The organism is Streptomyces longhuiensis (assembly GCF_020616555.1).
In the GTDB taxonomy this organism is placed as follows: domain Bacteria; phylum Actinomycetota; class Actinomycetes; order Streptomycetales; family Streptomycetaceae; genus Streptomyces; species Streptomyces longhuiensis.
Map to the genome: position 1 here is coordinate 3232404 of NZ_CP085173.1, position 15361 is coordinate 3247764.

The window sequence follows — 15361 nt, forward strand, 5'->3', positions numbered from 1 at the left end:
GTTCGGGGTGGGGCTGTGTTCCGTAGGGGCGGGCTCCGCGGCCTACGCGTCGGCGGACGGTTCCGCCGCGAAGCGCTCGTACACGTCGGGCTTGGTGCGGCGCAGGCGCCGGGCGAGGCCGATGCCGAGGACGAAGACGGCGGGGGCCACGGCCATGAGGATCAGGTTGACCAGGGAGGACGCACCCGTGAAGAGGTCGAGGTGGGTGCAGACCAGCACGATGGCGATGCTGAGGAGCACCGTCGCCGCGATCGGCGCGACGACCGTGCGCAGCACGCCCTCCTCGTGGGTGATGCGGCGGAAGTAGAACGGCACGGCGATCGCGGCGAGCAGCTGGAGCGCCATCAGGCCGATCATGCCGGGGGTGTTCACCCACAGGAGCAGCTGCGCGTACGGGTCGGCGCCCGCGGCCCAGAAGGCGAGGACGACGGCCGCGCCGAGCACGGTCTGCGCGACGCCCGCGAGGTACGGGGAGCGGTGCTTGGCGTGGACCGTGCCGAACGCCTTCGGCAGGACGCCCTCCTCCGCGAGCGCGAGCCCGTAGCGGTTGATCGCGTTGTGGAAGGCGAGGAGCGAGGCGAGGACGCTGGTCACGATGAGGACGTGCATCAGGTCGGCCGCCCAGCCGCCCACGAAGGTGGTGATGGCGGAGAAGAACAGGCCGGCCGGGTCGCTGCCCGCCGCCTGGACGACGTGGGCGTCACCGAAGGCCTGGATGACGGTCCAGACGATGAACGCGTAGAACAGGCCGAGGAACGCGACCGCGATGTACGTCGCGCGGCGCACCGTGCGGCCGGGGTCGCGGGCCTCGCGGCGGTAGATGACGGTCGACTCGAAGCCGGTGAACGCGGCGAAGGCGAAGGCCAGTACGGCGGCGGTGCCGGGGACGAGCACGTTGCCCGGCGCGAAGGACGCGGCGGACAGGCCGTGCGCGCCGCCCTTGAGGAGCACGCCGCCCGCGAGCAGGACGAGGATGCCGGTCTCGGCGCAGAGCAGGACGCCGAGGAGTTTGGCCCCGAAGTCGATGGACCGGAAGCCGCCGTACCAGATGAGCGCGAGCCCCGCGAGGGACACGGGCAGCCAGGGGATGTGGATGCCGAAGAGGGCGTGCAGGGTGTCCTGCGTGGCGGTGCCGAGCAGGCCGTAGACGCCGATCTCCATGCCGTTGTAGCCGACCATGGCGAGCAGGGCGGCACCGATGCCGACGGAGCGGCCGAGGCCGCGCGTGATGTACGCGTAGAACGCGCCGGCGCTGCGGACGTGGCGGCTCATCGTGGTGAAGCCGACGGCGAAGACGGCGAGCGTCAGGCCGGCGAGGAGGTAGCCGACGGGGGCGCCGATGCCGCCGAGCGCGATGGCGAACGGGGCGACGCCCGCCATGACGGTGAGCGGGGCGGCGGCGGAGACGACGAAGAAGGCGATGTCGGCGGTGCCGAGGGTGCCGGCACGCAGGGTGGGCTCCGCGGCGGTCGCGGTCGCGCTGTCCTGTGTCTGCGGTGAGGTTACGGGCATGGGGAGGGAAGCCCTTCTGGCGGCGGGGGACGGGGGTCCCGGAGGCGTCGCCCCGGTGGCCGGGAAGCGAAACCTAAAGGCTTTCGGTTTCGGCAATGTAGCCTCCCTTTGGGCATTCGGGAAGACCTCAGATTCGGAGAGCGCACGATGGGACGGCCGAGCAAGCCACTGCTGGACAGGGAGCGGATCACCACGGCCGCACTCGAACTCGTCGACGAGAAGGGCGACTTCAGCGTTCCGCGGATCGCCGCGAAGCTCGGGGTTCAGACGGGATCCGTGTATCACCATGTGGACGGCCGGGACGGGATCGTGGAGCTGCTGCGCGAGCGGGTCTCCGCCGCGATGGACCCCGCGACGCTCGCCCGCGACGAGCGGCCGTGGGCCGAGGCGCTCGCGGACTGGGCCCGCTCCTACCGGGCCGCCTTCGCCGCGCACCCCAAGGCGATCCCGCTGCTCACGACGTCACCCGTGCGGGCCCAGCGCGTCCTCGACCAGTACGAGCTCGCGGCCGGGCTCCTGCTGGACGCCGGGTTCGCCCTGCCGGACGTGATGCCGGTGATCATCGGCCTGGAGAACGTCGTACTCGGCTCCGCCCTGGACATGGCGGCGCCGGAGGCGATGTGGGAGCTGGCCGACGAGACGGCGACGCCGCGCCTGGCGGCGGCCCTGGCCGCGATGGGCACGGGCCGCGCCGACGCGGCGTTCGAACTGGCGCTGACCGGGTTCCTCGCCCACGTGTCCACGCTGCGGAGGTGACCCGCGGGGGCTACGCCCCGTAGAAGCGCTCCTCCATCACCGCGCGCGCCCGGCGCGTCGTGCGGCGGTAGTCCTCCAGCATGTCGCCGACGTGGCCGGGGTCGTAGCCCAAGTACCGTCCCACCGCCGCGAGCTCACGCCCGTCGGACGGGAACGTGTCGCCCGGACGGCCGCGCACCAGCATCACCGCACCGCGCACGCGGGACGCGAGGACCCACGCCTCGTCGAGGATCGCCGCCTCCTCGCCCGGGATCAGCTCCGCCGCGCACGCCGCGGCGAGCGCCTCCCGGGTGCGGGTCGTGCGCAGCCCTGGCTCCGCCCACCCGTGCTGGAGCTGGAGGAGCTGGACCGTCCACTCGACGTCGGAGAGCCCGCCGCGGCCCAGCTTCGTGTGCAGCGTCGGGTCCGCGCCGCGCGGCAGCCGCTCGGACTCCATGCGCGCCTTGAGCCGCCGGATCTCGCGCACGGCGTCCTCGCCGAGCCCCTCGGCCGGGAACCGCAGCGGGTCGATGAGGTCGATGAAGCGCCGCCCCAGGTCCAGGTCGCCCGCGACCGGTTCGGCCCGCAGGAGCGCCTGCGACTCCCACACCAGGGACCACCGCCGGTAGTACGCCTCGTAGGACTTGAGGGTGCGCACGACCGGCCCCGTCTTGCCCTCGGGCCGCAGGTCCGCGTCGATGAGGAGCGGCGGATCCGCGCTCGGCAGGGCGAGCAGCCGCCGCATCTCGGACACGACGCGGTTCGCGGCCTTCGCCGCCTCCTGGTCGTCGACGCCCTCGCGCGGCTCGTGCACGAACAGCACGTCGGCGTCCGACCCGTAGCCGAGCTCGTGTCCGCCGAACCGCCCCATGGCGATGACGGTGAACCGGGTGGGCAGCTCGTCCCCCCACCCCTCGCGCACGACGGCGCGCAGCGTCCCGGCGAGGGTCGCGGCCGTGATGTCGGAGACCGCGCCGCCGACCCGGTCCACCAGGGCGCCCTGGTCGGCCTCGGCGGGCGTGTCCTCGGTGCCGTACGAGGCGATGATGTCGGCGGCCGACGTACGGAACAGCTCACGCCGCCGCACGCCGCGGGCCGCGGCGACGGCCTGCTCGGCGCCGTCCGCGCGCCCGACCGCGGCGAGCACCTCCTGCTCCAACTGGGCGTGCCCGCGCGGTTCGAGGCCCCGCTGGTCGCCGAGCAGGGCGACGGCCTCGGGCGCGCGCATCAGCAGGTCGGGCGCGAGCCGGCCGGCCGAGAGCACGCGCGCGAGGTTCTCGGCGGCCGCGCCCTCGTCCCGCAGCAGCCGCAGGTACCAGGGCGTCTTGCCCAGCGCGTCGGACACCTTGCGGAAGTTGAGCAGGCCGGCGTCCGGGTCGGCGGAGTCGGCGAACCAGCCGAGGAGCACCGGGAGCAGCGTCCGCTGGATCGCCGCCTTGCGGGTCACGCCGGACGCCAGCGCCTCCAGGTGCCTCAGCGCGGCAGTGGGGTCGTGGTAGCCGAGGGCGACGAGCCGTTCGCGTGCCGCCTCGGTGCTCAACCTGGTCTCGCCGGAGGCGAGTTGGGCCACGGCGTCGAGCAGCGGCCGGTAGAAGAGCTTCTCGTGCAGGCGCCGCACGACCGAGGTGTGACGGCGCCAGGCCCGGTGGAGTTCGGTGATCGGCTCGGTCCGCATGCCCATGGAGCGCCCGGTGCGCCGCAGGTCCGCGTCACCCTCGGGGACGAGGTGGGTACGCCTCAACCTGTAGAGCTGGATGCGGTGTTCGAGGGTGCGCAGGAAGCGGTAGGCGTCGTCGAGCTGGACGGCGTCGACCCGCCCCACGTACCCGCCGTCGGCGAGGGCGGCCAGCGCGTCCAGGGTGGTGCCGCTGCGCAGCGAGAGGTCGGCCCTGCCGTGCACCAACTGCAGGAGCTGTACGGCGAATTCGACGTCCCGCAGCCCGCCGGGCCCCAGCTTCAGCTCCCGGTCGACCTCACCGGCGGGGATGTTCTCGACGACGCGCTTGCGCATCTTCTGCACGTCGGGCACGAAGTTCTCGCGCTCGGCGGCCTGCCAGACGAGGGGCGAGAGCGTCCTGACGTACGCGTCGCCGAGTTCGAGGTCACCGGCGACGGGCCGCGCCTTGAGCAGCGCCTGGAACTCCCAGGTCTTGGCCCACCGCTGGTAGTAGGCGAGATGCGAGGAGAGCGTCCGCACGAGGGGGCCGTTGCGCCCCTCGGGGCGCAGGTTGGCGTCGACGGGCCAGATCGTGCCCTCGACGGTCGTGTCGGAGCAGATCCGCATCATGTGCGAGGCGAGCCGGGTCGCGGCCTGGATCGCCTTGCCCTCGTCGGCGCCGTCGACGGCCTCGCCGACGAAGATGACGTCCACGTCGGAGACGTAGTTGAGTTCGTGGCCGCCGCACTTGCCCATCGCGATGACCACGAGCCGGCACAGCGCGGCGTCCCCGGGCGCGTCCGCCTGCGCCATGGCGAGGGCCGCGCGCAGGGTGGCCGTGGCCAGGTCGGCGAGTTCGGCGGCGGTCTGGGCGATGTCGGTCGTCCCGCACACGTCACGGGCGGCGATCGACAGGAGGCAGCGCCGGTAGGCGACCCGCAGGGAGTTCGGGTCGACGGCGTCCGCGAGCCCCCGCTCGAACTCCTCCACACCGGGGTGCAGGTCGGACGGCTCGTAGGTGACGAGGGCCTGCCAGTCCAGCGGATGGCGGGCCAGATGGTCGGCGAGCGCCTCGGACGCGCCGAGGACACCGAGGAGCCGGTCGCGCAGGGGCTTGGCCGTGATGAGCGTGTCGAGGAGCTCCCGGCGCTCGGGGTCACCGGCCTGCGCCTCGACGAGCCGGACGAGCCCGAGGAGGGCCAGATCGGGGTCGGCGGTGGCGCCGAGGGCGTCGAGGAGCAGCGGGTCGGAGCGCACGGCGGACAGGTCCGGCACGTCGAGGAGCCGCTCGGCGGCGGAGGGATCCGTGAAACCGTGCCGCAGCAGCCGCGTGAACGTACTGCTCCTGCGCCCTTGCGGCACCGACATCGCACGGCCTCCTGTTCGATCACGCACTGGTCCAGAGCCTAAGGCTTCGCCGGTGAGTTCCGCCCGCGTGCGGGGTCTGCCCTTTGACGGGAGCATCGGGAGAGCGGGAGGCGGATCATGACGAACGCGGAACCGCAGGCCCACGTGGACGGCCGGTACACGGTACGGCCGGACGGGCGTCGGCGCTTCGCGCGGGCGGCACACACTCACGCCCGAGAACGCAGTCGAGAACCGCAGCCGGAAAGGGAGCACCCAATGGACTGGACCCTCGAAGTGGTCGTCGTGCCCGTCTCGGACGTCGACCGGGCGAAGGACTTCTACGCGAACAGACTCGGCTTCAAGGTCGACGTGGACCAGGTCGTCACGGAGGGAGTCCGCATCGTGCAGCTGACGCCGCCGGGGTCGCGCTGTTCGATCGCCCTGGAGGAGGGCCTGCCGGGCGCGCCGGGGCAGCAGGCGATGCGGCCGGGGTCGCTGACCGGCATCCAGATGTGCGTGACGGACATCCGCGCGGCGCGGGCCGAGCTGCTGGAGCGGGGCGTGGACGTGAGCCCGGTGCAGCACGTGGGGGCCAAGGGCTGGGAGGACGGGCCCGGCGACGTCTGGAACTCGTTCATGTTCTTCGCCGACCCGGACGGCAACGGCTGGACGGTGCAGCAGGCGCCCGCCCCGCTCTCGGAGCGCTGAGGGTTCACCCGCCCTTCACATGTGCGTGGGACAGGGGCATCTTGGCGTGTGCATGCTCTAGCCGCACCGCCGCCGTCTCTCCCCCCACCGGAGGTCTCACGTGCCAGGCAGATCACTGTTCCGACGCGGCCGCACCGCGGCGCTCGCGTCGGCCTTCGCCCTGACCGCCGCGGCGGTCGCGCTCTGGTCCGGCGTGGGCGGCTCGTCCGCTCAGGCCGCGGCGGGCGTCCCCACCCCGGACCACACCGTGGTCGTGGTCTTCGAGAACCACGCCTACAACCAGGTGATCGGCTCCTCCAGCGCCCCGTACATCAACAGCCTCAAGACGAACGGCGCCAGCCTCTCGGCCTCGTACGCGCTGACGCACCCGAGCCAGCCGAACTACTTCGCGCTGTTCTCGGGCGCCACCCAGGGCATCACGGACGACAGCTGCTACACGCCGGGCTTCTCCTCCCAGCCCAACCTGGCCTCCGAGCTGATCGCCGCCGGCAAGACCTGGGGCAGCTACAACGAGGGCCTGCCGAGCCAGGGTTCGACCACCTGCTCGTCCGGCGACTACGCCCGCAAGCACAACCCGTGGTTCGGGTTCAGCAACGTCCCCACCTCCACGGCGAAGACGTTCGCGCAGTTCCCCTCGGACTACTCGACGCTCCCCCAGGTCTCCTTCGTGGTCCCCGACCTGTGCAGCGACATGCACGACTGCTCGGTGTCGACCGGTGACACCTGGCTGAAGAACAACCTCTCCGCCTACGCGACCTGGGCGAAGACGCACAACAGCCTCCTCGTCGTCACCTTCGACGAGGACAACCGCCTGGCCGGCAACAAGATCCCGACGGTCCTCTACGGCCAGCAGGTCACCCCGGGCGCCACCTCGGCGACCACCTACAACCACTACGACGTCCTGCGCACGATCGAGGACATGCACGGCCTCCCGCACGCGGGCAACGCGGCGTCGGGCAAGGACATCACGGGCATCTGGGCGTCCTGACATGTACGTAGCGGACAGCCGCGCCGCGGCGTCCGCGGAACCCGCCGCCCGGCCACCGGCCGGGCGGCGCGGCACCGCGATCGCCCCCACGGTCCTGGCCCTCGGCTCGGTCAGCCTGATCACCGACGTCTCGTCCGAGATGGTCACGGCCGTCCTGCCGCTCTACCTCGTCGCGGGACTCGGCCTCTCACCCCTCGGCTTCGGCCTCCTGGACGGCGTCTACAACGGCTTCTCGGCGCTGGTGCGCCTGGTCGGCGGCCACTTCGCGGACCGGGGAGGCGGCCGCCACAAGACCGTCGCCCTGTTCGGCTACGGGCTCTCGGCGCTGTGCAAGCCCCTGCTCCTGCTGGCCGCCACGCTCCCCACGATCGGCATGGTCCTGGCGGCCGACCGCACCGGGAAGGGCCTGCGCACAGCTCCGCGGGACGCCCTGATCTCGCTGAACAGCACCCCGGCCACCCGCGGCAGGGCCTTCGGCGTGCACCGGGCGATGGACACGACGGGCGCCCTCCTCGGCCCCCTCGCGGCCTTCCTGATCCTGCGCGCGACGACGGACGGCTACGACGCGGTCTTCACCGTCAGCTTCTGCGTCGCGGCATTGGGCGTACTGGTCCTGCTGCTCTTCGTCCCCCACCGGCACGAGGCCGAGCAGGTGACCGCAGAGGACAGCCGCCCCGCACCCGCCCAGGAGACCACCAAGGACAGCCGCCAGGCACCCCCGCGCCCCACCTTCCGGTCCGCGCTCGCTCTCCTGCGCCGCCGCGAAGTGCGCCGCACCACGGTCTGCGCCCTGCTCCTCGGCCTCGCCACGGTCAGCGACTCCTTCGTCTACCTGCTCCTCCAGCGCCGCCTCGGCGTCCCCGACCAGTGGTTCGCGCTGCTCCCCCTGGGCACGGCGGCCGCGTTCCTGCTCCTGGCCGCGCCCCTGGGCCGGGTCGCGGACCGCCTCGGCAGCTGGCGCGTGTTCCTCGCCGGCCACGCCGCGCTCCTCACCGCGTACGGCCTGCTGCTCTCGTCGTGGCACGGCTCCGCCCTGCCGTACGCGGTCCTGGCGCTGCACGGCTGTTTCTACGCGGCGACGGACGGCGTCCTGATGGCGGCGGCCTCCACCGCCATCCCCCAGGAGCTGCGCTCGTCGGGACTCGCCGTCGTCCAGACCGGCCAGGCGCTGGCGCGCTTCGTCTGCTCGATCGGCTTCGGCGCCGCCTGGACGGCGTGGGGCGACCGCACGGCTCTGGGCGCGGCCACGGTCGCGCTGGCGGCGGGCGCGGCGGTGGCGTACGCGTTCCGGCCCACAGCCCCCACCCCCGCGGAGGTAGTACCCGCATGACGACACGTAACAGGCTGCTCGTCCTCGTCGCCGCGGTCGTCGCCCTGGCGGCCGTCGCGACCGCCTCGGTCCTGCACGCGGCGGCGCGCGCCGACCGCAGGAACGAGGCGCACGCGGGCGGCCCGATGGTCACGGCGGGCCGGGTGACCCTGCCGGCCGGGGTCTCCGACGTCCCCCGCCACCTCGTCTTCCGCAACATGGCGTGGGGCCCCCACCGGGACGAGCTCACCACGGTCCCGGCGGGCCGGCCGGACGCGCCCCGCACGGCGTCGGGCGTCAAGTGCCTGCGTTTCTACGCCGCTTCGGGCACGGCCGTCTGCCTGCGGGCCGAGCGGGGCGCGATGCAGGACACGTACACGGCGCGCGTCCTGGACTCGCGGCTCAGGGAGAAGGCCCACTACGCGCTGCCGGGCATCCCGTCCCGCGCCCGCGTGTCGCCGAGCGGGCGGTACGTGGCGTGGACGGTGTTCGTGGGCGGCGACAGTTACGCGGGCACGGACTTCTCGACGCGGGCGGCGATCGTGGACACCCGCACGGGCCACCTCACGCCGACGCTCGAGGGCTTCCGGGTCGTCAAGGACGGCCGGACCTACCGCGCGGCGGACATCAACTTCTGGGGCATCACGTTCGCGGCGGACGACCGCCACTTCTACGCGACGCTCGCGACGCACGGGAAGACCTACCTCGTACGGGGCGATCTGCGCACCCGCACGCTGACCACCGTCCACGAGAACGTCGAGTGCCCCTCCCTCTCCCCCGACGGCACCCGCATCGCGTACAAGAAGCGTGTGAAGGGCCTTTCGGCGGACGCCCCTTGGCGGCTGTACGTACTCGACCTGCGCACGCTCCACGAGACGCCGCTGGCGGAGACGCGCAGCGTCGACGACCAGGCGGTCTGGAGCGACGCGCACACGCTCACGTACGCGCTGCCGGGCGACTACGGCGCGGACCTCTACACCGTCCCGGCAGACGGCACGGGCGCCCCGCACCGCCTCACGAAGGCCGCGGTGTCACCGGCGTACCTGTGACGGGCCGCGATCCGGAGCCGCGCATACCGGTGGCAGAGGGGCCCACGACCCGCAAGGCTTGGGCGATGGACATGACCCTGGAAGTGATTCAGCTGCCCGTCTCGGACCTGGACCGGGCGAAGGACTTCTACACGAACAAGGTCGGATTCGCCGTCGACGTGGACCGCGAGGTGATGCCGGGCGTCCGGATCGTCCAGCTCACCCCGCCCGGCTCCGGCTGTTCGGTGACGCTCGCCGAGGGCGTCCCGAACCCCACGGGCACCCCGCAGCCGGGCACGTACCACGGCCTGCAGCTCGTGGTCGCGGACATCAAGGCGGCCCACGCGGAGCTGACGGCGCGCGGCCTCGACGTGTCGGAGCCCCGGCAGTACGCCCCGGACGACGGCGGCACGTTCATGTACTTCACCGACCCGGACGGCAACGGCTGGGCGATCCAGGAGTACCGCAGGCGCGCCACGCAGCCGCTGCACGAGGTGCTGCGCGAACAGCACCAGGACTGACCCGCTCACGGCTCCGGGATCAGCCGCACCACCGTCACGACCAGGATCGACCCGGAGACGTAGTACCGGACGATGACGCCACGCACGGTCGCCTCCCTGCGGTCCGCCCACCGGCCGATGGGGAGGGATCCGTGCCCGTACGGGTCGACGCCGAGGGTGCGTTCCAGCTCCGCCCTGAACGGCACGGGTCCCGCCATCTTCGCGAGGGCGTCGTCGGCGGGCGGCGCGTACGAGATGCGGTGGCGACGGCGATGACGATGGCTCACGCGGCTCCGGCCCTCTCCGCTTCCTCACGGGCGAGCCGTTCCATGATGGCGTCGGCGGCCGGGTCGGGCACCGCCTCCAGCATCCAGTGCCGCATCACGGCGTGGATCTCGTGCACCCCGGCCGCGTTGATCTCCCGGTCGAACTCGTCGCGCCGGTGCTCCGGCAGGGCGTCGCGGATGGCGGGGATGCTGTTGGGCACCTCGACCTCGACCCCGTCGACGAGGGTCTTGAGCGGCTCGGCCATGATGCGCTCCCTTCTCGCTCCCCGACCACGGTAGCGACCGGCACGACGCCGGAGGGGCGGGACGCGGGACGCGCCCCGCCCCTCCGACTGGACCCAAGCGCCTTACAGCACCGGCAGGTTCTTCCACAGCTCGCCGGGCCACCCCCAGCTACGCCGGTGCGCTACCGCTTGGATGAGCACGCGCCTTCACACGCGTCGATCCCGGCGGCACTGCGCCCAGAACCGTAAGAGGCGTCGACGCAGTCCTACGGCCGAGCTGCGCCTTGACCGACCTCCTGAAGCGGGTGTCGCGGCTCCGACCTTGAAGGGTCAGTGATTCGGGGGCCGGAGCGCCTTCCCCAATGCCGCCCCGGCGCGGGCGTTGCCGACGCGGATCGGGGAGCCCACGACCGGGTTGGTCCAGGTGTCGATCACCGACACGGTGCCCGAGCCGGAGTTGGCCACATAGGCGCGACCGCTCGGGGCGTCCGTGGCCACCCAGGCGGGACCGTCGCCGACGGGGATCGGGGAGCCGACGACCTCGTTGGTGTCGGTGTCGATCACCGACACGCTGTCCGAGTCGGAGTTGGTCACGTAGGCGCGGCCGCGGAGGCTGTCGACGGCCACCCCGGCGGGGAGTCCGCGGACGAGGATCGGGGAGCCCACAACCGCGTCGGTGTTGGTGTCGATCACCGACACGGTCTTGGAGATGCCGTTGGTCACGTAGGCGCGGCCGCGGAGGCTGTCGACGGCCACCCCGAGGGGGAGGTTGCCGACGGGGATCGGGTGCCCGACGACCTTGTTGGTCTTGGTGTCGATCACCGACACGGCGTACGAGTGGGCGTTGACCACGTAGGCGCAGCCACGGACGCTGTCGATGGCCACCGCGTACGGGAAGTCGCCGACGTGGATCGGGGAGCCCACGACCGCGTTGGTACGGGTGTTGATCACCGACACCGTGTCCGAGAGGGAGTTGGTCACATAGGCGCGGCGGCGGAGGCTGTCGACGGCCACCCCCGCGGGGAGTTTGCCGACGTGGATCGGGTGCCCGACGACCTTGTTGGTCTTGGTGTTGATCACCGACACGGTGTGCGAGCCGGAGTTGGTCACGTAGGCGCGGCCGCGGACCCTGTCGACGGCCACCCCGGCGGGGCCCTTGCCGACGTGGATCGGGCGACCGACGACCTTGTTGGTCTTGGTGTCGATCACCGACACGGTGTCCGAGCCGCCGTTGACGACATAAAGGCGATGACTGAGCCGGTCTTTCTGCGGCGCTGCGGAGGCGTGAGGAGTCATGGCGGGCAGGAGAGCGATGGAAAGTGCCGCCAGGATGACGCTCGACCGGTCGAGCCACTGGCGCCGTGCGCTACGGCGTTGGGACGCGAAGACGTCGCCCAACAGGAGCTCAGGGGGAGTTCGGGACATTCTTCCTCCAGGCCGGTCGGCTCTTGGGAGCCGTCACGATGAGTGCGCCGGCCGAGCAGCAATGAACGCCCATGACCGTCACATCACATCCTTTGGTCCGCCACCGTGCTCTGCCAGCCGGACTGCGCTGAACGTGACCGCTTGCGGGGCTGCTCCCACGAGCTCAGGACTGTTGCTGCCCGGCTTCTGCAGGACTCATGGGCATGGACGAGACGTGCTGACGGACGACGGGGTCCGGCTCCGGGCGACCCGGGTCGGCGAAGGGCGAAGGTGCTCCAGCGGTGTTCTGCCTTGGCGGGCCCGGGATGTGGGACACCCTTGCGGATGTGGACACCCTTGGGGATGTGGCCGAGCTGCCGGCCGTTACAAGGCGGCCCCTTGAGTGATCCGGGGGCCCGATCCGACGGCCCACGGCCCACAGGCGGCCCAACCGCCTGACGGCCCACAGACGGCCCAACCGCCGGCTCACGCGACGGGGCCGCCGGTCACAGACCGACGGCCCCAGAGGCTCGACGCGGCGCGAAACCGCTCTGACCTGCCCTTACAGCACCGGCAGGTTCTTCCGCAGCTCGAACGCGGTCACCTCGGAGCGGTACTCCTCCCACTCCTGCTTCTTGTTGCGCAGGAAGAAGTCGTACACGTGCTCGCCCAGCGTCTCGGCGACGAGTTCACTGCGCTCCATGAGGGCGATGGCCTCGCCGAGGTTCTGCGGCAGCGGCTCGATGCCCATGGCGCGGCGCTCGGCGTCGGACAGGGCCCACACGTCGTCGTCGGCGCCCGGCGGGAGCTCGTAGCCCTCCTCGATGCCCTTCAGTCCGGCGGCGAGCAGCACGGCGTACGTCAGGTACGGGTTCGCGCCCGAGTCGATGGAGCGGACCTCGACGCGCGCGGAGCCCGTCTTGCCGGGCTTGTACATCGGGACGCGGATCAGGGCCGAGCGGTTGTTGTGGCCCCAGCAGATGTACGAGGGGGCCTCGCCGCCGGCGCCGGCCGTGCGGCCGCCGCCGCCCCAAATGCGCTTGTACGAGTTGACCCACTGGTTGGTGACGGCGGAGATCTCGGCGGCGTGCTTGAGCAGGCCGGCGATGAAGGAGCGGCCGACCTTGGACAGCTGGTACTCGGAACCGGACTCGTAGAACGCGTTGCGGTCGCCCTCGAAGAGGGAGAGGTGCGTGTGCATGCCGGAGCCGGGGTGGTCGGAGAACGGCTTCGGCATGAAGGTCGCCTGCACGCCCTGCTCCAGCGCCACCTGCTTCATGACCAGACGGAACGTCATGATGTTGTCGGCCGTGGAGAGCGCGTCCGCGTACCGCAGGTCGATCTCCTGCTGGCCGGGGGCGCCCTCGTGGTGGCTGAACTCGACCGAGATGCCCATGGATTCGAGCATGGTGATCGCCTGGCGGCGGAAGTCCATGCCGACGTTCTGCGGGGTGTGGTCGAAGTAGCCGGAGTTGTCGGCCGGGGTGGGACGTGAGCCGTCGAGCGGCTTGTCCTTGAGGAGGAAGAACTCGATCTCGGGGTGCGTGTAGAAGGTGAAGCCCAGGTCCGAGGTCTTGGCCAGGGCCCGCTTCAGCACATAGCGCGGGTCCGCGAACGACGGGGAGCCGTCGGGCATCAGGATGTCGCAGAACATCCGCGCGGTGCCGGGGGCCTCGGCACGCCAGGGCAGCACCTGGAACGTCGACGGATCAGGCTTGGCGATCATGTCGGACTCGTACACACGGGCGAAGCCCTCGATCGCGGAGCCGTCGAAGCCGATGCCCTCGTCGAAGGCCTGCTCCAGTTCCGCCGGGGCCACGGCCACCGACTTCAGGAAGCCGAGGACATCCGTGAACCACAGGCGGACGAACCGGATATCCCGCTCCTCGAGCGTCCGGAGCACGAATTCCTGCTGCTTGTCCATCTTCCGCTTCCACCCATCCTTGCTGGTCAGGCCGCCTGCGTCCGCGCCCTGCGGGACACCGTCGGCAGGCTCCTGAGCATCCCACCACATCACCGTTTCATGCGCGTTGCCGACCTTGATCGACTGGCCGACCCGGGACCGAACATCGTGCGAACGGCAGATGTATACGACTCCGTGCCCATAGTGCCTGCTGGGGCCCCTCGTCCCATAGTCCCTGCCGCCCGGAGCACCGGCTACACGGCATGGCAACAGCCCCGTACTCCCCACTACGATCAGCGGACCCGTTCAGCCGTCCCGTCCCTTTCCCAGAAGGACTCACCATGGGTTCCGCCAAGAACACCGGCACCGCGTCGCGCAAGGCCCGGATAGAGGAGATGCGCCGCGCCGAGCGCTCCCGCGAGCGCCTGCGCCGTGTCCTCGTGATCGTGGTGAGCGCCGTCGTCGTCGTGTGCCTCGCCGGATTCGGGGCGTGGGCCCTCATGAAGGGTGACGACTCCAAGGGCGGGACGGACGCGAAGTCGGGGGCCGGGTCGTTCAAGACCGGCTCGGACGGCGTGAAGACCTGGACGGGGAAGCTTGCCCGCAACCACGTCGCGAAGAAGGTGACGTACCCGATGACGCCGCCGGTGGGCGGGGACCACAACCAGGTCTGGATGAACTGCAACGGCGACGTCTACAAGAAGCCGATCCCGAACGAGAACGCGGTGCACGCCCTGGAGCACGGCGCGGTCTGGGTGACGTACACGGACAAGGCCGACCCGGGCGACGTGCAGAAGCTCGCGGCGAAGGTCCGCCAGACGCCGTACTCGCTGATGAGCCCGGACCAGGACCAGAAGGACCCGATCATGTTGAGCGCCTGGGGTCACCAGCGGACCGTGAAGAGCGCCACCGACCCGGACGTGGCCTCGTTCTTCTCGACGTTCGTCCAGGGCAAGCAGACCCCCGAGCCGGGTGCCGCCTGCACCAACGGCCTGTCCCAGTGAGGCGCGCGGCCTGGATCGCGCCGGCCGTGGCGGCGGTGCTCGTCGCGGCCGGGGCGGTCACGTACGCGGTCGCCGACGGGGACGGCGGCGGTTCGTCGGCCGTTCGGGTGCCGGGCGCCGAGTCCGCCGACGCCGGGTTCGCGCGGGACATGGCGGTCCACCACCAGCAGGCCGTCGAGATGTCGTACATCGTGCGTGACAGCACGGATGACGAGGAGGTGCGCCGCCTCGCCTACGACATCGCGCAGACGCAGGCCAACCAGCGGGGCATGCTGCTCGGCTGGCTCGACCTGTGGGGGCTGCCGAAGGTGTCCGCGAAGCCGCCGATGTCCTGGATGGGCATGGGTGACATGCCGCCGGGACAGGACGGCGCGCTGATGCCGGGCATGGCCACGAACACACAGCTCGACGAGCTCCGCAAGGCGAACGGCAAGCGGGCCGAGGTGCTGTACCTCCAGCTGATGACCGCGCACCACAAGGGCGGCGTCCATATGGCCGAGGGGTGCGTCGAGCGCTGCAAGGTCGGGGTGGAGAAGCGGCTCGCGGCGGGCATGGTCGCCTCGCAGAAGTCTGAAATCGACCTGATGGCGGGGATGTTGAAGGACCGGTCGTAGGCAGGGGGACCCCAGACGGGGTCCCGGGAACCCCCGCCCCGATCACGTACCGCCCCAAATCGCCCTCGGATGGCGTTCCTTGGGCTCTTCTTGGCGCTTCCATTCCCCTTGCATGAACGGTTCGGCGCAACAGTGATCAGT

The 15361-nt window shown here is 71.5% G+C and carries 14 protein-coding genes; 8 read left to right on the plus strand and 6 right to left on the minus strand.

The features are described from left to right. Window positions 1-42: 42 nt before the first annotated feature. A complete protein-coding gene (locus tag LGI35_RS15075; RefSeq protein WP_227294354.1) occupies window positions 43-1512 on the minus strand; it encodes an APC family permease in 1470 nt (489 codons plus the stop codon). A gap of 147 nt (window positions 1513-1659) precedes the next feature. On the opposite strand from LGI35_RS15075, the gene LGI35_RS15080 reads away from it, so the two are divergent. Further along, a complete protein-coding gene (locus LGI35_RS15080) occupies window positions 1660-2268 on the plus strand; it encodes a TetR/AcrR family transcriptional regulator C-terminal domain-containing protein (protein WP_227294355.1) in 609 nt (202 codons plus the stop codon). Window positions 2269-2278: 10 nt separating this feature from the next. On the opposite strand, the gene LGI35_RS15085 is transcribed toward LGI35_RS15080, so the two are convergent. Continuing rightward, window positions 2279-5272, minus strand: a complete 2994-nt coding sequence (locus LGI35_RS15085; protein ID WP_227294356.1) for a bifunctional [glutamine synthetase] adenylyltransferase/[glutamine synthetase]-adenylyl-L-tyrosine phosphorylase — start codon at window positions 5270-5272, stop codon at window positions 2279-2281. 255 nt (window positions 5273-5527) lie between these two features. Here LGI35_RS15085 and LGI35_RS15090 point away from each other — a divergent pair, with 255 nt between their 5' ends. The 5 genes from LGI35_RS15090 to LGI35_RS15110 all read left to right on the plus strand — a co-directional run bounded on the left by LGI35_RS15090 (window position 5528) and on the right by LGI35_RS15110 (window position 9805). Next, window positions 5528-5959 carry a VOC family protein gene (locus LGI35_RS15090; protein ID WP_227294357.1) on the plus strand — a complete coding sequence of 144 codons (432 nt, stop codon included), beginning with the start codon at window positions 5528-5530 and terminating at the stop codon, window positions 5957-5959. Between the two features lie 100 nt (window positions 5960-6059). Further along, a complete protein-coding gene (locus LGI35_RS15095; RefSeq protein WP_227294358.1) occupies window positions 6060-6947 on the plus strand; it encodes an alkaline phosphatase family protein in 888 nt (295 codons plus the stop codon). Window position 6948: 1 nt separating this feature from the next. Next, window positions 6949-8277 (plus strand): MFS transporter, encoded by a 1329-nt coding sequence (locus LGI35_RS15100; RefSeq protein WP_227294359.1) that lies wholly within the window; start codon window positions 6949-6951, stop codon window positions 8275-8277. Beyond that, entirely contained in the window at window positions 8274-9305 is a 1032-nt protein-coding gene (locus LGI35_RS15105; protein ID WP_227294360.1) for a TolB family protein, read from the plus strand. Before LGI35_RS15100 ends, LGI35_RS15105 begins: the two co-directional genes overlap by 4 nt. 65 nt (window positions 9306-9370) lie before the next feature. Then, on the plus strand, window positions 9371-9805 hold the full coding sequence (locus LGI35_RS15110; protein WP_227294361.1) for a VOC family protein: 435 nt from the start codon (window positions 9371-9373) through the stop codon (window positions 9803-9805). A gap of 5 nt (window positions 9806-9810) precedes the next feature. On the opposite strand, the gene LGI35_RS15115 is transcribed toward LGI35_RS15110, so the two are convergent. From LGI35_RS15115 to LGI35_RS15130, 4 genes are all read right to left on the minus strand, one after another. Then, complete coding sequence (locus LGI35_RS15115) at window positions 9811-10002, minus strand: hypothetical protein (RefSeq protein WP_100592578.1); 192 nt, start codon at window positions 10000-10002, stop codon at window positions 9811-9813. A 65-nt stretch (window positions 10003-10067) separates the two neighbouring features. Beyond that, window positions 10068-10316, minus strand: a complete 249-nt coding sequence (locus tag LGI35_RS15120) for a hypothetical protein (protein ID WP_227294362.1) — start codon at window positions 10314-10316, stop codon at window positions 10068-10070. A 309-nt stretch (window positions 10317-10625) separates the two neighbouring features. Beyond that, window positions 10626-11720, minus strand: coding sequence for a YncE family protein (locus LGI35_RS15125; RefSeq protein WP_227294363.1), 1095 nt, complete (start codon window positions 11718-11720; stop codon window positions 10626-10628). A 541-nt stretch (window positions 11721-12261) separates the two neighbouring features. Beyond that, the gene (locus tag LGI35_RS15130; RefSeq protein ID WP_116503685.1) at window positions 12262-13623 is read right to left on the minus strand and encodes a glutamine synthetase family protein; all 1362 of its coding nucleotides are present in this window, start codon (window positions 13621-13623) and stop codon (window positions 12262-12264) included. A gap of 320 nt (window positions 13624-13943) precedes the next feature. Between LGI35_RS15130 and LGI35_RS15135 the strand changes: the two genes are divergently transcribed. After that, window positions 13944-14606 carry a DUF3105 domain-containing protein gene (locus tag LGI35_RS15135; RefSeq protein WP_227294364.1) on the plus strand — a complete coding sequence of 221 codons (663 nt, stop codon included), beginning with the start codon at window positions 13944-13946 and terminating at the stop codon, window positions 14604-14606. Continuing rightward, window positions 14603-15220 (plus strand): DUF305 domain-containing protein, encoded by a 618-nt coding sequence (locus tag LGI35_RS15140; protein WP_227294365.1) that lies wholly within the window; start codon window positions 14603-14605, stop codon window positions 15218-15220. The genes LGI35_RS15135 and LGI35_RS15140 overlap by 4 nt, the downstream gene beginning before the upstream one ends. Window positions 15221-15361 lie beyond the last annotated feature (141 nt).